General features: G+C 70.1%; 17 protein-coding genes. 10 read left to right on the forward strand and 7 right to left on the reverse strand.

Annotated elements, in window-relative coordinates:
* Positions 1 to 22: 22 nt before the first annotated feature.
* Entirely contained in the window at positions 23 to 709 is a 687-nt protein-coding gene (locus AW274_RS32910; RefSeq protein ID WP_369408687.1) for an RNA-guided endonuclease InsQ/TnpB family protein, read from the reverse strand.
* A gap of 505 nt (positions 710 to 1,214) precedes the next feature.
* On the opposite strand from AW274_RS32910, the gene AW274_RS43070 reads away from it, so the two are divergent.
* Positions 1,215 to 2,216 (forward strand): lytic polysaccharide monooxygenase auxiliary activity family 9 protein, encoded by a 1,002-nt coding sequence (locus AW274_RS43070; protein ID WP_369408686.1) that lies wholly within the window; start codon positions 1,215 to 1,217, stop codon positions 2,214 to 2,216.
* A 64-nt stretch (positions 2,217 to 2,280) separates the two neighbouring features.
* On the opposite strand, the gene AW274_RS32920 is transcribed toward AW274_RS43070, so the two are convergent.
* On the reverse strand, positions 2,281 to 3,636 hold the full coding sequence (locus AW274_RS32920) for an aldehyde dehydrogenase family protein (protein ID WP_062440873.1): 1,356 nt from the start codon (positions 3,634 to 3,636) through the stop codon (positions 2,281 to 2,283).
* Between the two features lie 95 nt (positions 3,637 to 3,731).
* Here AW274_RS32920 and AW274_RS32925 point away from each other — a divergent pair, with 95 nt between their 5' ends.
* From AW274_RS32925 to AW274_RS32940, 4 genes are all read left to right on the forward strand, one after another.
* Positions 3,732 to 4,556, forward strand: coding sequence for a helix-turn-helix transcriptional regulator (locus tag AW274_RS32925; RefSeq protein WP_062440876.1), 825 nt, complete (start codon positions 3,732 to 3,734; stop codon positions 4,554 to 4,556).
* A gap of 196 nt (positions 4,557 to 4,752) precedes the next feature.
* Positions 4,753 to 6,018, forward strand: a complete 1,266-nt coding sequence (locus AW274_RS32930) for an ROK family transcriptional regulator (RefSeq protein ID WP_232320593.1) — start codon at positions 4,753 to 4,755, stop codon at positions 6,016 to 6,018.
* 246 nt (positions 6,019 to 6,264) lie between these two features.
* The gene (locus AW274_RS38720; RefSeq protein WP_063813813.1) at positions 6,265 to 11,943 is read left to right on the forward strand and encodes a ThuA domain-containing protein; all 5,679 of its coding nucleotides are present in this window, start codon (positions 6,265 to 6,267) and stop codon (positions 11,941 to 11,943) included.
* 102 nt (positions 11,944 to 12,045) lie between these two features.
* The gene (locus AW274_RS32940; RefSeq protein WP_062440882.1) at positions 12,046 to 12,603 is read left to right on the forward strand and encodes a hypothetical protein; all 558 of its coding nucleotides are present in this window, start codon (positions 12,046 to 12,048) and stop codon (positions 12,601 to 12,603) included.
* Positions 12,604 to 12,687: 84 nt separating this feature from the next.
* Here AW274_RS32940 and AW274_RS42805 read toward each other — a convergent pair whose 3' ends face one another.
* A complete protein-coding gene (locus AW274_RS42805; RefSeq protein WP_269750641.1) occupies positions 12,688 to 12,822 on the reverse strand; it encodes a hypothetical protein in 135 nt (44 codons plus the stop codon).
* 144 nt (positions 12,823 to 12,966) lie between these two features.
* Between AW274_RS42805 and AW274_RS32945 the strand changes: the two genes are divergently transcribed.
* Together AW274_RS32945 and AW274_RS32950 are read left to right on the forward strand one after the other, a co-directional pair.
* Entirely contained in the window at positions 12,967 to 13,614 is a 648-nt protein-coding gene (locus tag AW274_RS32945; RefSeq protein ID WP_062440885.1) for a hypothetical protein, read from the forward strand.
* 23 nt (positions 13,615 to 13,637) lie between these two features.
* Positions 13,638 to 16,652 carry a CHAT domain-containing protein gene (locus AW274_RS32950; protein ID WP_157520858.1) on the forward strand — a complete coding sequence of 1,005 codons (3,015 nt, stop codon included), beginning with the start codon at positions 13,638 to 13,640 and terminating at the stop codon, positions 16,650 to 16,652.
* Here the strand turns inward: AW274_RS32950 and AW274_RS32955 are convergent.
* The 4 genes from AW274_RS32955 to AW274_RS32970 all read right to left on the reverse strand — a co-directional run bounded on the left by AW274_RS32955 (position 16,640) and on the right by AW274_RS32970 (position 21,329).
* A complete protein-coding gene (locus AW274_RS32955; RefSeq protein WP_157520859.1) occupies positions 16,640 to 18,010 on the reverse strand; it encodes a CATRA conflict system CASPASE/TPR repeat-associated protein in 1,371 nt (456 codons plus the stop codon). The genes AW274_RS32950 and AW274_RS32955 overlap by 13 nt on opposite strands.
* Before the next feature lie 5 nt (positions 18,011 to 18,015).
* The gene (locus AW274_RS40790; protein ID WP_062440895.1) at positions 18,016 to 18,291 is read right to left on the reverse strand and encodes a CATRA system-associated protein; all 276 of its coding nucleotides are present in this window, start codon (positions 18,289 to 18,291) and stop codon (positions 18,016 to 18,018) included.
* A 21-nt stretch (positions 18,292 to 18,312) separates the two neighbouring features.
* Positions 18,313 to 19,341: a COG1470 family protein gene (locus AW274_RS32965; RefSeq protein WP_062440899.1), complete on the reverse strand. Its 1,029-nt coding sequence runs from the start codon at positions 19,339 to 19,341 to the stop codon at positions 18,313 to 18,315.
* 62 nt (positions 19,342 to 19,403) lie between these two features.
* Positions 19,404 to 21,329, reverse strand: coding sequence for a purple acid phosphatase family protein (locus AW274_RS32970; RefSeq protein ID WP_198169527.1), 1,926 nt, complete (start codon positions 21,327 to 21,329; stop codon positions 19,404 to 19,406).
* Between the two features lie 290 nt (positions 21,330 to 21,619).
* Between AW274_RS32970 and AW274_RS32975 the strand changes: the two genes are divergently transcribed.
* The 3 genes from AW274_RS32975 to AW274_RS32985 all read left to right on the forward strand — a co-directional run bounded on the left by AW274_RS32975 (position 21,620) and on the right by AW274_RS32985 (position 24,553).
* Entirely contained in the window at positions 21,620 to 22,255 is a 636-nt protein-coding gene (locus AW274_RS32975; RefSeq protein ID WP_198169528.1) for a type 1 periplasmic-binding domain-containing protein, read from the forward strand.
* 279 nt (positions 22,256 to 22,534) lie between these two features.
* Positions 22,535 to 23,698 carry a family 2 encapsulin nanocompartment cargo protein terpene cyclase gene (locus AW274_RS32980; RefSeq protein WP_062440908.1) on the forward strand — a complete coding sequence of 388 codons (1,164 nt, stop codon included), beginning with the start codon at positions 22,535 to 22,537 and terminating at the stop codon, positions 23,696 to 23,698.
* A 9-nt stretch (positions 23,699 to 23,707) separates the two neighbouring features.
* Positions 23,708 to 24,553, forward strand: coding sequence for a geranyl diphosphate 2-C-methyltransferase (locus tag AW274_RS32985; RefSeq protein ID WP_062440911.1), 846 nt, complete (start codon positions 23,708 to 23,710; stop codon positions 24,551 to 24,553).
* Positions 24,554 to 24,571: the final 18 nt, after the last annotated feature.

A 24,571-nucleotide genomic window follows, 5' to 3' on the forward strand; every position in this document is an offset into this window, starting at 1 on the left:
GGCGTCGACGATTCGGGCCGCGTCAGGCAGCGTGACTCACTGCCCAACCCATGGCACCGCGTGAGGCGATGTCGCGGGCGGCATTGACGTCCGCATGCTCAGCGAAGCCGCAGGACGTGCAGGAGAAGGTGGCCTGATCCGGCCGGTTCTTGATGTCCACGTGCCCGCAGGTCGAGCATTCCCGGCTGGTACACGCCGGATCGACATGCACCAGAGGGACGCCCAGGCGGGCCGCTTTGTAGGCGATGAAACTTCCCAGTTGATGAAAGTTCCAGGAGTGCAAGGTGACCCGCTGGGGCTTTCGGAGCCGTACCCGTTCGCGGATCCCGCTCAGGTCTTCGAGAGAGATACCGCGCCCGGTGCGTTTCGCCTCGGTCACGATGCGATTGCTGATGACATGGTTGGTGTCGGTGGCGAAGCGGCTCTCTTTGCGGGAGCGGCGTTTCAGGAGTCGCTTCGCGGACTTGGTCTTCTTGGTCTGCAAGCGGCGGCGTAGTTCGCGATGACGGTGACGGACAGCCCTGAGGGTCTTACCGACGTAGAGGACGCCGTCGGAGGTGGTCGCTATGTTGGCGATGCCGAGGTCGACGCCGACGAACGCGACAGGGTTGACGACCTCGACGTCGGGCAGGTCGCAGGTGGCGTGCAGAAACCACATGCCGTCGCGGTGGATCAGGTCGGACTCGCCCTTGCGGTGCTCGCTGAGCATCTTCAACGTCGAGACGGAAGGTGATCGGTTTGGATTCGGCTCTGACCCGGCGGGGTGAGCCTTTCGGACCCAGGTTTCCCGCCCGGATGTCGCCGTTCAGGGTGGCGTAGGCGTCGACGACTTTCTTGATCACGTGCTGAGCGGCCTGCGCCGCGAGACCGAACTCCTCCCTAACGGTGCCGTAAGTGAGTTTTCTCAGGTCGTAGTGGCGACGTGTGTTCCGATTGAAGGCGACCCTCGACACGTGGTGAGCGGCCCGGTTGGCAATGTGCATGGTGGTGCCCAGGGCCGCCGCCTGCTCGGGCGTCGGCATCAATGGCGACGTGCTGGGAACGGCTGAACCGTTCAGCACGTTCGTCGTGAACTCACAGGTCGCGCATTCGCGGGTGGACATCACCGTTGTCCCTGACAACGAGTTAGGAGACGTTGGGCGCTCCCCCACACCTCTCCTAGGAGGAGCTCCGTGCACACGCTCTCCCGGACCTTATTCGCGGTATTGGGCGCCTTGGCGCTGCTCTCATCCGCCCTCGTCGTGACCGCGAACGCGCACGGCTCCGTCACCGACCCGCCGAGCCGCAACTACGGCTGCTGGCAGCGCTGGGGCGGCGACTTCCAGAACCCGGCGATGGCCCAGCAGGACCCGATGTGCTGGCAGGCCTGGCAGTACGACGTCCAGGCCATGTGGAACTGGAACGGCCTCTACCGCGAGCAGGTGGCCGGCAACCACCAGGGCGCCGTGCCCGACGGCCAGCTGTGCAGCGGCGGCCGGACCTTCAACGGCCGTTACAACGCCATGGACACCCTCGGCGCGTGGAAGACCGTCGACAAGCCCACCCGCTTCACGCTGAACATGTACGACCAGGCCATCCACGGCGCCGACTACATCCGGGTGTACGCCACCAAGCAGGGCTTCAACGCGCTGACGACGCCCCTGAAGTGGAGCGACCTCGAACTGGTCGGCCAGGTGGGCCGGGTGCCGACCGGCGCGACCACCCCCGTCGACGTCAACGCCGCGGGCCGTTCGGGCCGGCACATCCTGTTCACGGTCTGGCAGGCCAGCCACATGGACCAGTCGTACTACTTCTGCAGCGACGTGAACTTCACCGGCGGCTCCTCGACCCCGTCGCCGACCCCCACGCCGACCCCGACCCCCACCCCCACGCCGACGCCGACGCCCACCCCGACGCCCACGCCCACCCCGAACCCGGGCCAGGGCTGCTCGGCGGCGTACAAGGTGGCCTCGACGTGGGGCGGCGGCTTCCAGGCCGACGTGACGATCACGGCCGGCTCCGCGCCCATCACCGGCTGGCAGGCGACCTGGACGTGGCCGAGCGGCCAGTCGGTCACCCAGGCGTGGAGCGCCACGGTGACGAGCAGCGGGTCGAGCGTCACGGCCCGGCCCATGTCCTACAACAGTTCGCTGGGCGCGGGCGCGTCGACCACGTTCGGCTTCCTCGCCTCCGGCAACTCGGCCACCGCGCCCACGGTGACCTGCCGGACCGTCTGACCCCACGGTAGGGATCGATCGCCGCCGGCCTCCATGCGCGCATGGGCGCCGGCGGCGTCGTCTCTCAGAGCTGGATCGACTTGACCTCCAGGAACTCCTCCAGGCCGAAGCGGCCGAACTCGCGGCCGTTGCCCGACTGGCGGTAGCCGCCGAAGGGGGCCAGCGAGTTCCAGTGGCCGCCGTTCACGTCGACCTGGCCGGCCCTGATCCGCCGGGCGACCGCGCGGGCCTCGTCGTCGGGGCCGAAGACGCCGCTGGTCAGGCCGTAGCTGGTGCCGTTGGCGATGGCGACGGCCTCGTCGGCGTCGCGGTAGGGGATGATCGTCAGCACCGGGCCGAAGATCTCCTCCTGCGCGATGGCCGAGCCCGGGTCGACGTCGGCGAAGATCGTGGGGTTCACGTAGGCGCCGGTGCCGACGGGGCGTCCGGGGCCGCCGAAGACCAGGCGGGCGCCGTCGGCGACGCCGCGCTCGATGTAGCCGTGCACCTTGTCGCGGTGCTGCTCCGACGCCATCGGGCCGATCATCGTCGTCTCCAGCAGCGGGTCGCCGACGGTGTACGTCCCGGCGATCGCCACCGCCCGCGCGACGACCTCCTCCTGGAGGTGGGCGGGCACCAGCAGGCGGGGCCACGAGCCGCAGACCTGGCCGCCGTTGGTGAACGACATGGCCACGCCGTGGGCGACGGCCGCGTCGAGGTCGGCGCCGTCGAGGATCACGTTGGCGCCCTTGCCGCCCAGTTCCAGGGCGACCCGCTTGACCGTCTCGGCGGCGACCGCGCCGATGCGGCGGCCGGCCCGGGTCGAGCCGGTGAAGGAGATCATGTCGATGCCGGGGTGGGCGGAGATCGCTTCGCCGACGACGTCGCCGGTGCCGTACACGACGGTGAAGACGCCGGCCGGGAGGCCGGCCTCGGCGGTGATCTCGGCGAGCACCCGCGCGGTGAGCGGCGCGATCTCCGACGGCTTCCAGACCACCGTGTCGCCCGCGACCAGCGCGGGAGCGAGCTTGGAGACGATCTGCTGGAGGGGGAAGTTCCACGGGGTGATCGCGCCGACGACGCCGATCGGCTCCCGGACGATCAGCGAGGTGCCGATGGTCTCGGTCCAGGCGAAGTCCGCCGCGAGGGCGGCGAACGACTGGGCGACGGCCACCGGGAACTGGATCTGCGCCGTGCGCGCCAGGCTGATCGGGGCGCCCATCTCGGCGGTGATGAGGGCGGCGAGTTCGTCCGCGCGGGCGGCGATGCCCGCGCCGACGCGGCCCACGACCGCCGCCCTTTCGAGGGGATCGGTCGCGGCCCAGGCGGGGAGGGCGGCGCGGGCGGCGGCCACCGCCCTGTCGACGTCGGCGGCGGTGCCGGCGGGCACCTCGGCGACCACGTCGCCGGTGGCGGGGTTGAACACGGGGATGGTTGTCATGCGTCGAACCTGCCGGGCGCGGCGGCCCGCATCCAGGGACGAAGTGTCCGTGCCTGAGCGGAATCAGCGCAGGTCCGGGGCTTGTTGACCAGAACATGCAACGGGCCAGACTCGCCGACTTCCTGCGCACCCGGCGCGCGGCGCTCCAGCCCGAGGACGTGGGCCTCCCACGTGGCTCGCGGCGCCGGACGGGCGGGCTGCGCCGTGAGGAGGTCGCGGCCCTGTCGGCCATGTCGACCGACTACTACAGCCGGATCGAGCAGCAGCGCGGCCCGCAGCCGTCGGAGCAGCTGCTCGCCGCCCTCGCCCGTGCCCTGCGCCTCACCGACCAGGAGCGCGACCACCTGTTCCGGCTCGGCGGATACGCGGTCAAGCCGCGGGTGAAGACCGTCAGGGACGTCAATCCGGGGATGGCGCGGATCTTCGGCAACCTCCCGCCCGACGCCGCCGCGCTGGTCGTCACCGACCTGGGCGAGACGCTCCGCCAGACCCCGCTGGCCCGTGAGCTCCTCGGCGACGGCCTGGTGTACGAGGGCCTGTCGGCCAGCCTCCACTACCGCTGGTTCGACGATCCGGCCGTACGAAAGATTCATCCGGCCGACGATCACGCTACGGTGGGCCGGGAACTGGCCGCGGATCTCCTCCGGATCCACACGCGCGACGGCGAGTCGTCCCGCGCGGGCGAGATCGTGCGGGCGCTGCTCGGCCGCAGTGCCGAATTCGCCGCGCTCTGGCGTGCGCACCCGGTGCCCGGCCCGGTGTGCGCGCGGAAACGGTTCGTGCACGTCACGGCGGGGCCGCTGGAACTCGACTGCCAGACGCTGGTCGATCCCGACCAGAGCCAGTCGCTGCTCGTCTACACCGCCACAGCAGGCTCACCGGCCGCAGAGAAGCTCAGGCGGATTGGTTTGCACGGGTAGCCAAACTAAAGGGTTGCGCTCGACCCGCCGATGCACGCCTCATTTTGTAACGGTCCAGTTACGCGGAGCACAAGCCTGTGACCTGCGACTTTTCGTCGATGTCAACTCGTTATCCGTTCACACGGTGCGCTCCAGACACGTGCGTGTTACAAACCTCATTAATTGATTGCCGAGACAAATGAAAGGCGGTGACCGCGTGACGCATCCACACCGCAGCGCCCGCGCGGCCGGCACCGCCCTGCCGAGCAGCGCACCGATGCTCCGGCAGACCAACCTTTCGCTCGTCTTACGTCACCTGCGTGATCACCCGGCGCAATCCCGGGCCGACATCGCGGAGGCCACCGGTCTGCACCGGGCCACGGTCTCCAACCTGGTGGCCGAACTCCTCGACCGGCGGCTCGTCCGGGAGACCGGCACCGAGCACGCCGGCGCGATCGGCCGCCCCCGGCGGCCGGTGACGTTGCACGGCGCCCACGTCGGCGCGCTGGGTTTGGAGATAAATGTCGATTACATCTCCGCGCACGGGTCCGACCTCAGCGGCCAGGTCCTCGTCGAACGGCGGATCGCCTTCGACGCCATGGCCGGCGGTCCCGATCTCTCCCTGCGTCAGCTCGGCCGCGTGGCTCTGGAGGCCGTCGAGGCGATGAAGACGGCGGGGGCCACCCCCGCCGGACTGAGCGTGGCGGTCCCCGGCCTGGTCGACGTCGCGAACGGCGTCGTCACCCTCGCCCCGAACCTGGGCTGGCACGATCTTCCCCTGGCCGCACGGCTCTCGGCGGCCCTCGGACCTTGGCGCGTTCCCGTCACCGTCGACAACGACGCGAACCTCGCCGCACTGGCCGAACACACTTCCGGTGTCGCCGCAGGCACCTCCCACCTTGTTTACCTGACGGGCGAGGTAGGCGTGGGCGGCGGCATCGTTCTGGACGGGAAGCTGCTCCGCGGCGCGGACGGCTTCTCCGGCGAGATCGGCCACCTGCCGGTCGATCCGGGCGGCTCCCGCTGTGGTTGCGGGAGGCACGGTTGCCTGGAGACCAAGGTGGGACTCGCCGCCCTCATGAAAGCAGCACACCCTGAGACCTCGCTCCCGGCCTCCGATCCGGAGGAGCGGGCGATAGAGATCGCCAGAGGACTGACCGCGGGTGACAGCCGGATGGCTGAGGCGGTCGCCCAGGTGGGCAAATGGCTCGGGCTCGGCGGCTCGATCCTCGCCAACCTGTTCAACCCGCGCGTCATCGTCGTCGGCGGTTACTTCGCCACGCTCGCCGAATGGCTGCTGCCGCCCGCACAGACCGAACTGGAACGGCTGGTCGTCGCACGATCAGCCAGCCAGTGCCGGTTCGTCGCCTCCGACCTCGGCTTCGGCGCCGCCGCGCGTGGCGCCGCGAGCGTGGTCGTCAATCGGCTCATCGACCATCCGACGATGATCCCTGATCCGGTCCCCCGGCTGGCGCCTCACTGACGGCGCCGGTCCCCACAAGCCTGGAGGTGGCACCCTCCAGCCCGTGCAGTACCGCATCACCGCAACACCCCCCATGTAACACAAGTGGCACCAGCGAGGCGGCGCTCGCTTGCCTGACATCCCCAGTCAGGAAAGGGATTCCCCATGTCACCACGTTCTCGAACGTGGGCCAGGCTCTCCGAGATCCTGCCATTCAAGAGAAAAATCTCCCTGCGCCGGACCGTGGCGGTCGCGTCGGCAGCGCTCATGCTGCCCATGCCCGTCCTGGCCTTCTCCGCTGCTCCGGCCAGCGCGGCCGCCGACCCCGAGTTCAAGGTCCTCGTCTTCTCGAAGACGACCGGCTTCCGGCATGACGCGATCCCGGACGCGATCACGGCCATCCAGAAGCTGGGCACCGAGAACAACTTCGCGGTCGACGTGACCGAGGACAGCGCTCAGTTCACTGACGCCAACCTCGCGCAGTACCAGGCCGTCATCTTCAACTCGACCACCGGCGACCCGGTGAGCACGGCGGACCAGAAGGCCGCCTTCGAGCGTTACATCAAGGCCGGCGGCGGCTTCGTGGGCATCCACGCCGCCTCCGACGGTGGATACAGCTGGGACTGGTACCGCCAGCTCGTGGGCGCGTACTTCAAGTCGCACCCCGCGATCCAGCAGGCGACGGTCGTCACCGAGGACCAGGCGCACCCGTCGACCAAGCACCTGGCCACCTCGTGGACCCGGACCGACGAGTGGTACGACTTCCAGGCGAACCCGCGTAACAGCGTGCACGTCCTGCAGTCGATGAACCAGAAGTCCTACACCGGCTCCACCCAGGGCATCGACCACCCGATCTCCTGGTGTCAGGACTACGACGGCGGCCGTTCCTGGTACACCGGCCTCGGCCACACCAAGGAAAGCTACGTCGAGGCCAACTTCACCAAGATGCTGCTCGGTGGTATCCGTACCGCCGCCGGCGTCGAGAAGGCCGACTGCACCGCCTCCCTGACCGGGAGCTACGAGAAGGTCGCGCTCGACACCAACACGTCGAACCCGATGATGACCGACATCGCCAAGGACGGGCGGGTCTTCTACATCGACCGCCTGGGCGACGTCAAGATCATCAAGCCCTCTGGTGGCACCGTCACCGCCGGCAAGATGAACGTCTTCACGGCGAACGAGTCGGGTCTGCTCGGCATGGTGCTCGACAAGGACTTCGAGACCACCAACTGGATGTACCTGTTCTACTCGCCGGCCAACGGCGGCAACGTCGACCGGCTGAGCCGCTTCACCATCGTGGGCGACGCGATCGACTTCGCCTCCGAGAAGGTCATCCTCAACGTCCCGGTCCAGCGGGCCGAGTGCTGCCACCACGGCGGCGGCATGCTCATGGACCACAAGACGGGCGACCTGTGGCTGGGCACCGGTGACAACACCAACCCCTTCGCCTCCAACGGCTACACGCCGATCGACGAGGGCAGCGGCCGGTCCGCCTGGGACGCCCAGCGCTCCTCGGGCAACACCAACGACCTGAGCGGCAAGGTGCTGCGCATCACCCCGCAGCCCGATGGCACCTACACCATCCCCGCGGGCAACCTGTTCCCGGTGGGCACCGCGCAGACCAAGCCCGAGATCTACGGCATGGGCTTCCGCAACCCGTTCCGCATCGGCATCGACTCGAAGACCGGCAACGTCATGGTCGCCGACTACGGACCCGACGCCGGCTCCGCGAGCGCCACCCGTGGCCCGCGCGGCACGGTCGAGTGGAACGCGCTGTCGACCCCCGGCAACTACGGCTGGCCGTACTGCGTGGGCAACAACACGCCGTACATCGACTACAACTTCCAGACCTCGACTTCGGGCTCGGCGTTCAACTGCGCCGCGCCGGTCAACAACAGCCCGAACAACACCGGTCTGACCACGCTCCCGGCCGCCAAGGCCGCGAGCATCTGGTACACCAGCGCGGTCGACCAGAACAACTTCCCCGAGCTCAACGGCGGCGCGCCGATGGCCGGTCCGGTCTACCGCTACGACGAGGCGCTCGCCTCGCCGGTGAAGTGGCCGGCTTACTGGGATGGCAAGGCCATCTTCGGTGAGTGGAACAACAACACGCTGTTCTCGTTCCAGCTGAACGAGGCCGGCACCCAGCAGATCAAGATCAACCGGATCCTGCGCGACATGGGCTTCATCCGGCCCATGGACATCAAGTTCGGTTACGACGGCGCCATGTACCTGGTCGAGTGGGGCTCGGGCTTCGGCGGCGACAACGCCGACTCGGGCATCTACCGCATCGAGTACGTCAAGGGCTCCCGCCCGCCGATCGCCAAGATCACCGCTGACAAGACCGACGGCCCGGCTCCGCTGACCGTCAACTTCTCCAGCGAGGGCTCGCGCGACCCCGACGGCAACCCGATCACCATCGAGTGGGACTTCAACGACGACGGCACGGTCGACTCGACCGCCGCCAACCCCTCGTACACCTACACCACGGCCGGCAACTACAGCGCCGTCCTGACGGTGAAGAACGCCGAGGGCATCGCCGCGCACGCCAACGTCCCGATCGTGGTCGGCAACACCCGCCCGGTCGTGAACATCACCGTGCCCCCGCAGGGTGGTTTCTTCGAGTTCGGCGACCAGGTGAAGTACACCATCACGGTCGCCGACGCCGAGGACGGCACGATCGACTGCACCAAGGTGCAGCTGCAGGCCTACCTGGGCCACGACAGCCACGGTCACCCGCTCGACCAGAAGGCCGGTTGTGAGGGCACCATCCAGACGCTGTCCGACAGCGGCCACGGCATCGACGACAACCTGTACTACATCCTCGAGGCGACCTACGCCGACAAGGGCGGCCAGGGTGGCGCCGGTTCGCTGACCGGCCGTTCGGAGATCATCCTCCAGCCGAAGCGCAAGCAGGCCGAGCACTTCACCGAGACCGGCCGGGTTGAGGGTGGCACCGGCACCGACACCCCCGGTGTCGCGACCGAGACCACCACCGACCCGCTGGGCGGCAACCAGAACATCGGTTTCACCAACGACGGTGACTTCTGGGCCTACAACCCGGTGAACCTGTCGGGCATCGACTCGGTGAGCCTGCGCGTCTCGTCCGCCGGCCCCGGCGGCACGGTGCAGATCAAGGCCGGCAACCCCAACACGGGCACGCTGGTCGGTTCGGTCGACATCACCCCCACGGGTGGCTGGCAGACCTTCAAGGACGTCTCGGTCCCGCTGACGAACGTCCCGACGACCACCGCTCCGCTGTACTTCATCGTCCGCAAGCCGGCCTCCGCCGGTAACGGCGACTACCTGCTCAACTTCAACTGGGTCGACTTCGTCGGCAAGGGCGTCACCGACAACCAGCGTCCGACGGTCACCGCGACCGGCACCCCGCTGACCGGCACCGCGCCGCTCCAGGTGGCCTTCACCTCCACCGCGACCGACCCCGACGGCAACACCCCGCTCACGTACAAGTGGAACTTCGGCGTCACCGGCGCTCCGCAGCCCACCACCGCGAACGCGAGCTACACCTACAACGCGCCGGGCACCTACGTCGCCACCGTCACGGTGACCGACGCCAAGGGCTCGTCGAACTCCGCCTCGGTCACCGTCAAGGTCGAGTCGCCGAACGTCACCTGCTTCTCGGGCCGCTCGGACGACTTCCTCGGCAGCGACCTCAACCGCGACCGCTGGTCGGTTCTCCGTGAGAACCAGGACCTCAAGGTCGTGGACGGCTCGCTGGTCATCCCGACCTCGCTGACCGATATCTACGGCACCAACAACGACACGCCGGTGAACAACCTCGTGCTCCAGCCCCTCCCCTCGGGTGCCTGGACCGCGACCGCCAAGGTCACCATGCGCGCCGACCAGCAGTACCAGCAGGCCGGTCTGGTCGTGTACGGCGACGACGACAACTACGCCAAGATGGTCATCCAGGGTCGCGCCGCCAACGCCACGCCTGACCACGCGCAGCGTATCTTCCAGTTCATCCGCGAAGAGGCGGGCGTTCCCAACGAGGTCACCGCGAGCAACACCGCCAACCTCGGAGACGCCTTCCCTGACACGTTCTACGTCCGGTTCTCCAGCAACGGCAGCAACCTGAACGCCTCCTACTCGGCCGACGGCACCACCTTCACGGCGATGTCGGAGACCAAGCAGCTGGCCGGCATCACCAACCCGCGCATCGGCCTCGCGTCCTTCGCGAACACCGGCCAGCGCACGGTCGTGGACGCCAAGTTCGACTGGTTCAGCATCACGCCGGACGACACCGCCGGCAACATCGACCCGAACGACGACTTCAACGGCACCACGATCGACGCGTGCCGCTGGAACGCCATCGTCCGGCCCGACGCCGCCACCGCCAAGGTGACCGGCGGCAACCTGGAGCTCACCACCACCACCGGCGACATCTACGGCACCGGCAACTCCGGTCCGAAGAACTTCATCCTCCAGACCGCGCCCTCGGGCGACTGGACCCTGGAGACGAAGGTCGACGCCTCGACGCTGAGCGAGCAGTACCAGCAGGGCGGCCTGATGGTGTACACCGACGACGACAACTACGTGAAGTTCGACCTGCTCACCACCAACGCGCCTGGCGCGACCGTGGTGCGTGGCGTCGAGCTGCGTAGCGAGGTCGGCGGCACCGTTCAGAACCCGCAGCCCAACGCCAACCCGGGCACCGGTGTGGTCTGGCTGCGCCTGATCAAGACCGGCACGGTCTTCCAGGGTGCGTACTCGACCAACGGCACCACGTGGACCAACATGTCGGCGACCGTCAGCAACACCGCTGTCGGCACGCCGAAGGTCGGTGTCTACACCATCGGCACCAACCAGCAGGCTGCGAAGACGGTCAAGTTCGACTACTTCAAGCTGACCAAGGCCGGTGTCGCCGACACCACCGCTCCCACCACCACCGCCACGACCACCCCGACGGCTCCCAACGCCGCCGGTTGGTACACCTCCGCGGTTCTGGTCAACCTCGCCGCCACCGACAACTCGGGTGGCAGCGGCGTTGACAAGACCGAGTACCAGATCGACGGCGGCGCCTGGACCACGTACACCACCGCGTTCTCGGTCGCCGGCGACGGCAACCACACCGTGAACTACCGGTCGGTGGACAAGGCCGCCAACACCGAGACCGCCAAGTCGCTCGCGCTGAAGCTCGACGTGACCGCTCCCGTCACCACCGCGGACTTCCTCGCGGTCGGCCAGGGTTCGGTTCCGGTGGCTCTCGCGGCGACCGACGCCACCTCGGGTGTCGACAAGATCGAGTACGCCCTGGACGGCGGCGCGTGGACGACCTACACCGCGGCGGTCAACGTCACCGGTGTCGGCGACCACACCCTGCAGTACCGCGCCACCGACAAGGCGGGCAACGTCGAGGAGACCAAGGCCGCCACGATCAAGATCGAGGAGACTCCCACGGAGCCCACGATCCTGATCTCGGGCGTGTCCGAGGGCGCCTCGTACGGTGACAGCACCGACGTCACCGTGGCCTGGGAGGTGGCGGGCACCGGCATCAAGACGGTCGTCGGCACCCTCGACGGCCAGGAGATCGCCTCCGGCTCGGTCCAGCAGCTCTACCGTCTCGGCCTCGGCGAGCACACGCTCACCGTGACCGTCACCACCAACTCGGGTGGCACCTACTCGCAGTCCGTCAAGTTCAAGACGACCACCTCGACCGAGGACATCTCGGCCCTGATCTCGCGCTTCAAGGACGCCGGTCAGCTGACCGCGACCGCGGCCGCGAAGCTCCAGGACGACATCAACAAGGTCATGGTCTCTGAGGACAAGGGCCGCGAGCGGGACCAGAAGAAGATCGTCAAGAAGCTCACGCGCTTCATCGAGGCGGTCAACGACCCGAAGAACGTGACCAACGTCGTCGTGAAGGCCACGCTCATCCGTGACGCCAACGCGCTGATCGTTGAGAACGGCGGCAACCCGGTCTAACCGGTAGCCGCAGTACAACCTTGATAGAGGGTGCCCCGCGCGCCGTTGTGCGCGCGGGGCACCCGCTGTTTTCCCAGCTTTGCTTTGAAGGGACCCCCACGAATGAACAAGGCACTGAGGTACGCCCTGGCCGTCGTGCTGGCCGGTCTCGGCCTGCTGCTCGGCGCGCAGCAGGCCACGGCCGCGGCGGACGGCCCGATCAAGCTCCAGGTCGTCGGCGACGGCGGCCGTAACGTGAACGTGCTGGTGACCTGGAAGAAGGACGGCTCGCCCGTCACCGACGTGGTCGCCGCGACGCTGTTCGCGGAGAGCGCCGACGGGAGCCGCACGTTCGGCCCGGTGCCGCTGATGTCGGCGCCGGAGGGCCAGAACCTCTACAACCCGGCCGAGCTGCTGCCCGACGGGGAGTGGAAGGTCACCGTGAAGGCCACCAAGCCGAGCAAGGCCCAGGCCTCCGTAAAGGTGACCTCGGGCGAGGTCGCCAACGTGCCCACGACCGAACCGCTGACGACGGCCAAGATGGCCGAGCGCACGGTGGCGGCCGAGGAGAGCTCTTCGGGACTGCCGCTGCTCCAGATCGGCATCATCGGCGGCGCGGTCGTCGCCGCGGTCGTGGTGTTCTTCGTGCTGGTCCGAAGCCGGCGCGCCCCGGTTCGGTAGAACCGGGCGCAGATCGGCAAGTTTTCGGCGGAACCTCCGGATTGTGACGCTTCGTCTTCCAGACATGAGGCGTTACTCCGGAGGTCACGTCGTCGCGATCGGCGTGACCGTCATGACGCTCTGTCTGGGCGGCGCGCTCCTCGCGCTCGACCACGCGATCGCCCGGGAGCCCGCGTACTTCGGGATCACCGGCACGATCTCCCGCATCGGCCAGGACACCGGCCAGATCGACGTCGCCTACCGCGACGGACGGGGCGCACCGGCGTCCGTGCGCTTCACCGTCCGTGACCCGGCGCTGTTCAAGGCCGGCGACCGCTTCGGGCTCCTCCTCCTCGCCCCGGCGGCACGATCTATCCGGAGGAGGTGTACGGCCAGCACGTCACCGGCCATCCCCTTCCTCCGCCGCTCGACACGGCCCCGCGCGAGGTCAGGAGCGTGCTGCTCCCCGTCGCGATCTTCCTGCTGGCCTGCTGGGCGGTCCGCGCCTACTTCACCGCCTCGGCCACCGACGCCCCGGCGATCCGCGCCCGCGCCAGGAACCGCACCCCGATCGGCGACGAGGCCGCCGGGAACGGGAACCGGCTGCTCGGCCGCCATCTGGTCGAACTCGACACCCGGGACACCGGCCGGCACGTGACGCTGCTCCAGCCCGTGTTGTGGAGCCCCGACCTGCACCGGCTCGTCGACGGCACCGTCGTGCGCATCCGCCTCGGCCGGGGCCCGCTGCGCCGGGCCGTCATCGACCTCCCCGAGGGCGGCCGGTTGTGGCCGGCGGGCCGCGCCCGGCAGGTGGACGGCGGAGGGCGGGTCACGGCGGCGCCGCCCGAGTCGACGTGGCCGTCGTTGCTGCTCACGGTGGTGAGCCTGGGCTCGGGGGCGGCGCTGGCGTTCGTCCTCAAGGGGGCCCTCGGCCCGATGGCGATCCCGGTGGGCATGGCCGTGGGCGTCGGCCTCGGCGCGCACCTGTGGGCCTGGTCGGGCGGGTTCGCCGGACGCGTTCCCCATCCGTGATGCGCGCGGGTGAGAATCGAGCGATGTCGGCAGATCGGTTGAGCGAGATCGTCCGGTTGGTCACGGCGGGCGCGGCGGCGCGGGACGAAGGCCGCCTCGACGACGCCATTGGAGCGTTCCTGGACGCCTACGCCGCCGGCCCTCCCGACGCCCCCTGGCGGGAGTCGCTGGCGGAGGTCTACGCCGGGGTGCTCGACCAGGAGGAGGCCGCCGCGCAGTCGGCGCTGAGCGTGGTGTTCGCGATGCTCCACGAGGCCACGCTCGATCCCGCCCTGTTCGACCAGGCCCTCGCGCGGGCGCGGGCCGCCGTCGCCGCCGACGGCGCCGAGTTCAGGGTCCGGTGCCTGGCGAACCTGTCGCAACTCGCCCACCGCCGCTACGAGGTGTCGGGCGATCCGGCGGCGCTGGCCGAGGCGCTCGACGCGGCCCGGCGGGCGCTCGACGCCCTGCCGGGGCACGTGCGGCTGCGGCACGACTACGCCGTCATGCTGCGCAGCGCCTATCTCCGTGACGGCCTGGTCGAGACCCTTGAGGAGAACTGCGCGCTGCTGGCGGGCGTGGTGGCGGACGTACCGGACGAGCCTCTCTATCTGGTCAGCTGGGCGACCTCGCTGATGGAACGGCACCACGTCACCGGCGAGCTCGCCGACCTCGAGACGGCGGCGGGGGCGGCCGAGAAGGCGGTGGCCGGGGTCGATCCGGCCGACCCCCGGCTGGCCGCCTACCTGAACGTCGCGGGGGCGGCGCTGTTCGAGCTGGGGAAGGCGGCCTCCGACGAGGCGAAACTGCGCCGGGCGCTGGAGTACGGCCGGGCCTGCGTGGCCGCGACCCCGCCGGGCGCGCCCGAGCGGGCCGCCCACCTGAGCAATCTGGCCGCGCATCTCGGGCTGCTGCCCGACGCCGAGCTGCTCAGGGAGGCGGTGGTGACCCTGCAAGAGGCGTTCGGGCTGCTGCCCGACGGGCATCCGGCCCGCGCCGACGTGCTGGGCCGGATGACCGAGTGCCTGTTCGCCCTGTACGACCAGACCGGCGAGGCCCGCCTGCTCGACGAGGCCGAGGCGACCGGGCGCGAGACGGTCGCCCTGCTGCCCCCGGGCAGTCCGGTGCTCGGCGCGGTGCTCAACACGCTCAGCGTCGTCCTGCGGACGAAGAACAGGTTCGCCGAGGCCGTCGAGATGGGCCGGCGCGCGGTGGCGCAGCCGGGCGACGCGCCCGGTCTGGCCGTCCACCTCGACTCGCTGCGGCACTGCCTGTCCCGCCACGACGACGCGCTCGGCGGCGACGCCGGCGTGCGCCGGGAGATCGTCGAGGTCGCGCGGCGGACGGTGGAACTCTCGCCGGGGCACGCGCGGCGGCTCTCCTCGCTCTCGTGGGCGCTCTTACAGGCCGGCGACCTCGACGAGGCGGTGGAGACCGGGCGGCGGGCCGCCGCGTCGTCGGCCGACGCCGAGATCGCGTTCCGGGCCGGGTGCGCGCTGCTCGGCCGCGCGACCGAGGCCGACGCCCGGGAGGCCGTGGAGATCCTCACCCGGGGAGCCCGGGACGAGGGGTCGGCCCCGCAACACCGGATCGAGGCGTACCGGGCGCTCGCCTACGCCCACGCCGGGCTGGGCGACCACCCCGCCGCGCTCGACGCGATGGACCGGGCGGTCGCGCTGTTCCCCGCCGTCGCGCCGTGGCGGCTGGCGCGCGAGGGCCGGACCCGGGCGCTCGGCAGGCACGGCGAGCTGGCGTCGGAGGCCGCGGCGGCGGCGCTCGACGCCGGAGACCCGGGGCGGGCGCTGACCTACCTCGAACAGGCGCGGGTGCTGCTGCTCGGCGAGGCCCTGCGGATGCGGTCCGACCTGCACGACCTCGACCCCGGCGACGCGGCCGAGTTCCTCCGGATCCGCGACCTGCTCACCGCCGAGACCGAGGAGAAGCCGGGGCACCTGCCCCTGCTCGACTCGTCGGGGGAGCGGCTGCGGCTCTCGCGGGCGTTCGACGACCTGCTCGCCCGGATCCGGCGCGACCACCCTGGCTTTCTCGTCCCGCCGCGCCTCGACGGGCTGCTGGCACAGGCGGCTGAAGGGCCGATCGTGCTGGTCAGCGCCTCGGCCTGGCGCGGCGACGCGCTGATCGCGACCCCCGAGGGGGTGCGGCACGTGCCGCTGCCCGGCCTGCGCCACGACGACGCGGTCAGGTGGGCGCGGGGGCTCGACGCCGACTCCGCACCCGCCAACACGTTCCTGTTCCCGCTGCTGTCGTGGTTGTGGGACACCGTCGCCGGGCCCGTGCTGGCCGCGCTCGACCCGGCGCCCGGCTCGCGGTTGTGGTGGTGCCCGGCCGGGGCGCTGGCCTCACTGCCGCTGCACGCCGCCGGCCGTCACCTCGAAGGCGGGCCCCGCGTCGGCGACCGGGTGGTCTCGTCGTACACGGCGACGGTGCGGGCGCTCGGCCACGCGCGCACCCGCCGACCAGGTGTGGGCGGGGCGCTCATCGTCGCGGTGCCCGAGGCCGACGGCCACGTGCCGCTGCCCGGGACCGTGCGGGAGCTGGAGAAGGTGGCCGGCCATCTGGGCAGAGCCGGGATTCCGGTCGGTACGCCCACCCGCGCCGCCGCCATCCTCGAAGCGCTGCCGGCCAGTTCGGTCGTCCACGTCGCCGCGCACGCCTCGGCCGACGCGCAACCGTGGAACGGCGGAGTCCAGCTGGCCGGGGAACGGCTGACCGTCGGGGAGATCGCCCGGCTCGACCTGTCGGGCGCCGGGCTCGCCTACCTGTCGGCCTGCGAGACCGGCGTCACCCGCCTGGGCCTGGCCGACGAGGCCGTGCACCTCGCCGGGGCGTTCCAGGTCGCCGGGTTCCCCCAGGTGGTCGGCAGCCTGTGGCAGGTGAAGGACCGGATCGCCGCCAGGGTCGCCGACCGGGTCTACGACACCGCCCTGCCCGACCTCGGCCGCGTCCCGCACGCCCTGCACGCCGCCGTCGAGCGGATCCGGGAGGACTACCCGTCGTCTCCGGCGTTGTGGGCGGCGTTCACGCATCACGGCAGGTGAGGGCCGACTCCTCTCCGGTAGGACTCCTGGCCGCCGAAGTCGCCCGCCGTCAGCCAGTCGCCGCCCGACAGGTCGACCGGGCAGCCCGCCAGCTTGAGCCGGTGCGCCAGCCGGGTGCGGAACAGCACGTCGTCGGCGACGGTCACGAAGTTGCGGCCGTCGATGTCGCTGATCGGCCGCATCGCGCCGAACGTCAGCACGACCAGGTTCTTCGGCCGCAGCGCGAACGCCATGCCGAGCTCGATGAGCACGTTCGGCCGCGCCTGCGACACCTGGCGTTCGGGCCCGAAGTCGGGGTGCAGGTGGACCAGGTCGTCGGGCGTCATCAGCACCACGATCGCCTGCACGTGCGGCATCGTCTCCAGCAGCACGTCGCCGATGTACGGCCACGGATGCCCGCCCGTCCGCGCGACCAGCGTCTCCCACTCCAGTGGACGCAGGTCGAGCGCCCGCAGCAGCGTGAAGACGGCGTCGCGGGCCTGTAGATCGCGCCCGTGCACGACGAACACGTCCCGGCCGCCGCCCACCTCGGGCACGACGACGGCCGGGTCGATCGAGTCGTGCAGGTACCGCAGGTCGTCGTCGAGCCGTTCGGTCAGCGACCGCGCCAGGCCGGCGTCGTCGGCGAACGGGCCGCCCTGGAGCAGCAGCGCGGTCAGGTCGAACGACCGGAGCATGTTGTCGGCGGCGATGTCCACGGTGTGCCGCATCCGGCGGATGTCGCCGATGCGCCGCCCGGCGTCGAAGGTGCCGGGGATCGGCCGGCCGCCGCCGTCGCGCAACCAGACGCCCAGTTCGTAGCGCATCTTGGCGGCGTGCAGGAGGTAGCGGGCCAGCGGCGGGATCTCGGGGGTGCCCCGGCTCCAGACGAAGGCGCTGGCGACCGGGTCGTCCTCGAAGGCGATGAGGAACCGGCGGGTCCGGCGGTAGTCGACGTCGCCGCCGCGTTCCCAGATGGCCAGCCCGTCGGGGGTCGTCACCGGCCCGAGCCAGTGGGGCTCCGACTGGAGGCCGCCGCCGTGGGCGAGGAAGAGCCGGGCCTCGCCGAGGAAGTCGCGGTGCGCGACCACGGCCGACCAGGTGGCGTCCCAGGTCTGCCAGTCGCCGCCGGTCAGCCCCAGCGACAACACCAGCACGTCGTGGTGGACCCGTACGATCGCCTGGCAGTCGCCGCGCCCCGCGCCCGCGAGCGCCGCCTCGGCCCCGGCCGGATAGCCCCTCGACACGGGCACCTCGATGGGCAGGTCGAGGACCTTCTCGGTCAGGCCGAACGCCTTGCGGCACTCGGCCCAGAGTTGGCGGAAGGCGGGGGCCGCTTCGAGCACGGCGTACAGATGGACCACGAACTGCTGCTCCACGGCGCTCACTTCTTCGGGCCGGAGAGCGCGTGGACCAGCTGGTTCAGCCGATCGCGCACGGGCGGGGGCGGCGGCACGACCGGGGTGGCGCCGATCTTGGTGATCCGGCCCGGCCCTTCGTTCTCCAGCTCTTCGAGCACCGGCCGCAGCACCGCCGGTTCGCCGAGCGCCGCGGCGGCCAGTTCGAGCAGGCCGCCGATCTTCTCCCACTGCTCGGTGGGCACCCGCCACTGGACGATGTCGGCGGCGAGGTCGAGTAAGTCGTCGTGTGCGTCGGTCACAGTCTTTCGATCGGCGTGAGGCTACCCGGCGTTTCGCAGGGCCGCCTCGACCGCCTCCCGCACGCGGGCGTCCTCGCGCTCCCTGCGCCGCGTCTTACGGCCGCGCATCAGCACGAACCAGCCGGTCACGACGGCGATCAGCGCCACGAGGAGGGCGAGCTGGGTCCAGGGCAGCGCCCACGCGCCGGCGGTGGCCCGCACGGGGTCGAGCGAGGTCGTCGCGCCCGACGCGTCGGTCAGCAGCGGCATGACGACGGTCGTCGCGGCCAGCCGGAACGCCGGGGCCACGCTCTTCACCGGCACCGACATGCGCCAGCTCTCGCCCGGCAGCAGTTCCGGCGAGCCCGCGATGTCGCCCGCGTCGGACGGCAACCAGCCGAACGGCCCGGTCACCGACATGGTCTGCTTGGCCGACAGGACCGCGTTGCCGGTGTTGTGGAGCGTGTAGCTGATGGTGGCGTCGCCCGAGCCGAACGGGTTGACGGTGCCGGAGTAGTCCATCCGCACGTCCTCGACGGCCAGGGTGGGCTTGAGCGCGCCGCTGACGCGCAGCTTGATGCGGATGCCGAGCCGCCGGTCGACGTTGATGCCCTCGGCGGTGGCCGCCTGGGTCAGCGAGGTCAGGATGCCGCCGACGTAGTCGCCGGGCGGGGCGTTGCTGGGCACGTTCACCGAGAACGGGACCCGGGCCGACGCGCCGGGCCCGATCGTCACGGAGTCGCGGCCGGCGTGCACCCACGCGCCGATGCCGATCGACTTCTTGTCCTTGGCCAGCAGGTCGAGCTGTCCGGTGTCGGTGGTGTAGCCGTCGGCGGCGTACACGGTCAGGGTCAGCGGGGTCGTGCCCCGGTTGGCGACGAGGAGGGCGTCGTCCAGGCGGGCGCCCGGATTGATCGAGTAGGTGTAGCTGGAACGGTCGGCGCCGAAGGCGCCGGCGTCGGTCCGGACCGTCCAGGCGACGTCGCCGTCGTCGGCGAGCGCTTGGGCGGCCGGCAGCACGATGATCGCGCAGGCGGAGAACAGGGCCAGGGCGGTACGGAACAGGCGCATCTCGAATCCTCGGACGGAAAGACGGGGTGAGCGCCCGGCGGACGCCCACCCCGTGACTGCGACTAGCTGGACAACGCGGTGATGGTCAGGGTGGCGCGGTAGCCACCGTTCTCCACGTCGCCGGGGATCTTCAGGGTCAGGTCGGCGCCGAGCTTGGCGACTCCCTTCGGGTGGCCCTGGTCGGCCGAGCCGAGGCCGCGCGACTTCGCGAGGCCCTGGCCGTTGTCGTCGAACCCGGACACGACCGGGTTGCCGGCGCGGGCGCCCGCGCCCGCCTCGACGACCTTCGGGGTCCAGCCCAGGTAGGAGCCGGCGAAGGTCTTGGCGCCGTCGCTGAAGTCGCCGACGCTGGCCGAGATCGACCAGGGCGCCTGCGAGCGGCGGTTGTCGGAGACGACGATCGGGTTGATCGAACCGGCGGCCTCGAAGTGGTCGCCGTTCTTCTCCTCGGCGGTGCCGAGGTCGACCAGGCCGTTGTAGCCGTCGATGGTCCAGCCGAACTCACCCGGGGCGGCGTTCGGCACGTCGACCGAGAGGGCCTGGCCCTCGCCGTTGTAGGGGTGGACGGTGACCTTGTCGACGGTGGAGCCGACCGGCTTGGCGGCCGGGTCGTTGTCGCAGGACACGCCCTTCTCGACGGCCGCGTTCGGGGCCGCGCAGGTGCCGCTGCGGAGGTTCTCCACGACGAGCTTGTCCTTGCGGACGCCGACCTTGACGTAGGTCCGGACGTGCTCCTGGTTCTGCACGGAGTTGTACCAGTACGTCGAGGGGTTCAGCGGGTCGGGGCCGTTGCCGGCGCCGGAGCTGGGCTGGTCGGTCTTGGGCGCGGAGATGTCGTAGTACTTCGACCCGGAAGCGGAGTTCGAGGTGATGTACAGGACGCCGCCGGGACCGGCCGTGACGTCGGCCGCACCCGGCTGCTCGTCGGGGTTGGCCTTCTCGCTGTTCTTGATCAGGTACGACCGCGAGTAGCTGTGGTCGTGACCCTGCAGCACCAGGTCGACGCCGAGGCTGGAGAACGCGGTCGGGAAGTCGACCCGCCGCAGCTTGGCGTCTCCGTCCTGGGCGTGCGCGGCCGGCGAGTAGATCGCGTGGTGGAAGACGAGAACCTTCCACTTCGCCTCGTTGCCGTGCTGGTTGATGACGTCGGTCACGTACTTCACGTGGGCCGCGTCACCGCCGCCGCCCTGCGAGGTGGCGTAGCTGTTGCTGTTGATGTCGATGAACAGGACGTCCTTGTAGACGAACCAGTAGTTCCCGCCGGACGTGTTCGACGAGGGGTTGCCGTTGCCGTAGAGCGGGCCCGAACGGTCGGTGTTGGGCACGGTGAAGTGCTGCTCGTACGCCTTGCTGCCGACGTCGTGGTTGCCGATCGTGGCCACCCACGGGTACTGGCGCAGACCGTCGGGCGCGAGGAAGGCGTCCCACTGCGTCTCGGTGCCGGCGGTCTCGACCTGGTCGCCGCCCGAGACGAGGAGCTCGGCGTCGGGGTTGGCGGCGGTCGCGACGTTCACCGTGTCGACCCAGCCGGCCTGGTCCTTCGACGTGTCGCCGGAGGAGCCGATCTGCGGGTCGCCGAAGAACAGGAAGTCGTAGTCGCCCTCGAAGCTCTGCGTCTTGAACGCGTAGACGGGCGACCAGTTGTCGTCGGTGCCGACCCGGTAGGAGTAGGCGGTCGACTCCTTGAGGTTCGTGATGGTGGCGTGCCGGTTGAACTTGCCACCCGCGATGTTCGCCCCTCCGACGGCGTCGAAGGTGGCGGCGTCGGCCGGGAACTCGCCGTTGACGACCTGCTCGGTCGGCACGACCTGCACCTTCTGCGCAGTGTCGGCCGAGGAGTACCAGGTCACGGTCCGCTGGGCCTGGTCGGCGCCGACGCCCAGCACGATGCCGGTGAGCGTTGCGGCGTCCGCGGCGGCCGCGGGCACCGTGGCGCTGCTCAGGGCCACAGCCAGGCCCAGGAGCGCCGCGGTGGCGCCAGTGGCCACTCGTGTAACTAATGTCATCGCTTGTTCCTTATGTCGCAAAATGTTGCACAAGCGGCAAGAATGGTGGCCCTGTCCGGTTAACTGATCATGACGGGCGACTTGCGGGGTTATGGACTGTTCCAGAAGCTCCGCTCGACGGACCAGCTCAGCCGCTCCGTGCCGGGCGTGGGTGAACGGGAGCCGAACGGCTCGCTAAATCACCACAGAAACCCCCTGACAACCACAAAACGGAAAAACCGGGATAGCAGGATGTACGCGCACCACCCGCACCATCCCGGAGGACGATCGTCTTGCTCCGCACCGCCGCCCTGGCCGCCCTGCTGCTGCTCACCGGTTGCGGCGCAGACTGGTCCGAACCCCATCCCGCCCCCAGCGCGGTCGGCGCGCTGGCCCCAGGTTTCTTCGCCGCCCGCCCCCACCCCGAGGCGACCATCACGCCCGCGCCCGGCTCGTGGGACGCCGTCCGCCCCTCCGGCGGCTACCGCGTCGTCCTGGTCGCCGCCGGCTCCGACGCCCCGACCAAGAACCTGGTCGCCGCCGTCGAGGACTGGGCCGGCGAGGTGGACGCCGACCTGCGGACCGTCGCCATCACCCACCCGCACGACCTGGTCCCCGGCATCACCCGGGCGCTCGACTTGAAGCCCGACCTCATCGTCAGCGCCGGCAACGACCTCATCGACCCGATGGCCCTGGTGACCGCGAGCCACCTGTCGCAGCAGTTCCTCGTCGTCGGGGCCGAACTGGCCGAGCCGACCCACAACGTGACGGCGGTCGACTGGCCGGGGGCCTCGTTCCGGGGGGAGGGGCTCGGGACGTCGTCGGCGTACGACCCGGCGTCGTTCACGCCGCAGAGGTGCGCGGCGGCGATCAGGGCGGGCGTGGCGGCGGTGCTGAACGGGCTGACGGGAATCGTCGTCTGGCTCTGAAACCACATGGGGCGCCGGAGACATTCCACCCGCGCCGGCCCTCACCCGGCGTGGCGGCCGCCGAACCGGCCGATCTCGGCATCCGGCCGTGATGTCTATTAATGGTTTATATGGTGATATGGCGGGCGCGGTAATGACCATTGCGTGACCGTGGGGTGGCCTTTAGTATTGGCGGCGAGACGGGGGATCGCTTTTCTTTTCGGGGGCCTCATTGCGCATTCTCTTGCCTATGGAAGACGTGCCGAATAGAGAATTCGGCGAATTCCAGGAGGGGGCTTGATGCCTGAGACGAGCGAAACTCCATCGGTCCGGCTGCCGGGTCCCACCGGTCTCGGCACCTCCGCACTCCGCGTCCCCGCCGCCGCCGACCTGCCCGAGATCCCGGCGATCGTCGACGGGCACCAGCCGCCCTCGCCCTCGCTCGACCCGACCCTCGTCGTCCGGCGCGGGGTGACCCCGCTGCCCTACCGCGAGCGGGAGTGGGGCGACGGCAGCCACCCGCCGCTCTACGTGCCGGAGACCGTCCGGGTGAACGACGCCCTCGGCGACGAGGTCAACCGCCGGCTGGTCGCGTGGGCCGAGAGCGTCGGCCTCCACGAGGGCCGCATCGACACCTTCCGCGACACCGGGTTCGGCCGTCTCGCCACGCTGGCCCACGCCGACACCGACGAACCCGACCTGATCCTCATCGCCGCCCAGATGAACGCCGCCTGGTGGGCCGCCGACGACTACTACGCCGACGAGACCGACCTGGGGGCCACCCCGACCGAGCTGCCGCCCCGATTGGCGCTGGTCACCTCGGCGATGGACCCGCCGCCCCCGGCCGGGGCCTACACCGTCCAGCTCGAAGAGGCCATCGCGGCCGATCCGGTGCTGCGGGCGCTGCGGTCGGCCACGGCCCACCTGAGCCGCCACGCCACCCCGTCGCAGGTGATGCGGGCGTGCAACATCACCTCGCAGATGTTCGTGAGCTGGACCGCCTACGCCGCCTGGCGCTACTTCGAGGCGCCGCCTCCGGTGTGGCGCTACCTGGCGGCCCGGCAGCACGACAGCTTCTACACGTCGATGGTGCTCATCGACGTCGTGGGCGAATACCAGCTCCCCGCAGACCTCTTCGCCGACCGGCGGTTCCACACGGCGCTCATGCAGGCCGGCACCGCCAGCGTCCTCGTCAACGACCTCTACTCGGCGGAGAAGGAGGCCGCCGACGAACTGCCCGACTCCAACGTGGTGCTGCTCATCGCCGCCGAGGAGAAATGCTCCATCCGCGAGGCCACCGAACGGACCGTTGCCCTCCACAACGACTTCGTCCGGGGTTTCGAAGCCAGCCAGAAATCATTGGCCGCCGTTCCCTCCACGGAACTCCAGCGTTTCCTGCGCGGCGCCCAGGCATGGATGGCCGGCTGTCTCGAATGGCACGGATCCAGCGACAGGTACAGATAGCGAAAGGAAATTCGTTCGGTGACCATCACCCAAAGCGATTACCAGCGCTCCGTGGCTGATTATTGGAACACCGAGAAGAACCCAGTGAATCTCCGCCTGGGGGAGGTCGACGGCATCTACCACCATCACTACGGAATCGGCGACGTCGACTGGTCGGTCTTGGAGGGACCGAAGGAGACCCGCGAAGAGCGCATGACGAGGGAGCTCCACCGCCTGGAGTCGGCCCAGTCCGACTTCCTGCTGAGCCACCTCGGCGACATCAAGCCCCACCACCGACTCCTCGACGCCGGTTCGGGCCGCGGCGGTTCGTCGCTGGTCGCCAATCTCCGGTTCGGTTCCCACGTCGACGGCATCTCCATCTCCGAGTCCCAGGTCGAGTTCGCCAACGAACAGGCGAAGGTGCGCGGCGTCGACGACCGGGTGCGCTTCCACCTGCGCAACATGCTCGACACCGGCTTCGAGACGGGCTCCTACCAGGCGATCTGGAACAACGAGAGCACCATGTACGTCGAGCTCGCCCTCCTGTTCAAGGAGCACTCGCGCCTGCTGGCGCGCGGTGGGCGCTACGTCACCATCACCGGCTGCTACAACGACGCCTACGGCCTGCCCTCGAAGGCGATCAGCCAGATCAACGCCCACTACATCTGCGACATCCATCCGCGCAGCAACTACTTCAGAGAGATGGCCAACAACCGGCTGGTGCCGGTGAGCGTCGTCGACCTGACGGCGGCCACCATCCCCTACTGGGAGCTGCGGGCCAAGTCTCACCTGGTGACGGGGATCGAGGAGGCGTTCCTGAACGCGTACAAGAACGGCAGTTTCCAGTATCTGCTGATCGCCGCCGACCGCGTCTGACCTGCGTCTGACCTGAGG

It is taken from the genome of Herbidospora daliensis, assembly GCF_001570585.1.
Classification (GTDB): domain Bacteria; phylum Actinomycetota; class Actinomycetes; order Streptosporangiales; family Streptosporangiaceae; genus Herbidospora; species Herbidospora daliensis.

Excerpts from the sequence above, each read along its gene's own strand:
- AW274_RS32910 (WP_369408687.1), bottom strand. The coding sequence starts at position 709 with ATGCTCAGCGAGCACCGCAAGGGCGAGTCCGACCTGATCCACCGCGAC.
- AW274_RS32920 (WP_062440873.1), bottom strand. The coding sequence starts at position 3,636 with ATGACAACCATCCCCGTGTTCAACCCCGCCACCGGCGACGTGGTCGCC.
- AW274_RS32925 (WP_062440876.1), top strand. The coding sequence starts at position 3,732 with ATGCAACGGGCCAGACTCGCCGACTTCCTGCGCACCCGGCGCGCGGCG.
- AW274_RS38720 (WP_063813813.1), top strand. The coding sequence starts at position 6,265 with ATGCTGCCCATGCCCGTCCTGGCCTTCTCCGCTGCTCCGGCCAGCGCG.
- AW274_RS32940 (WP_062440882.1), top strand. The coding sequence starts at position 12,046 with ATGAACAAGGCACTGAGGTACGCCCTGGCCGTCGTGCTGGCCGGTCTC.
- AW274_RS32950 (WP_157520858.1), top strand. The coding sequence starts at position 13,638 with ATGTCGGCAGATCGGTTGAGCGAGATCGTCCGGTTGGTCACGGCGGGC.
- AW274_RS32965 (WP_062440899.1), bottom strand. The coding sequence starts at position 19,341 with ATGCGCCTGTTCCGTACCGCCCTGGCCCTGTTCTCCGCCTGCGCGATC.
- AW274_RS32980 (WP_062440908.1), top strand. The coding sequence starts at position 22,535 with ATGCCTGAGACGAGCGAAACTCCATCGGTCCGGCTGCCGGGTCCCACC.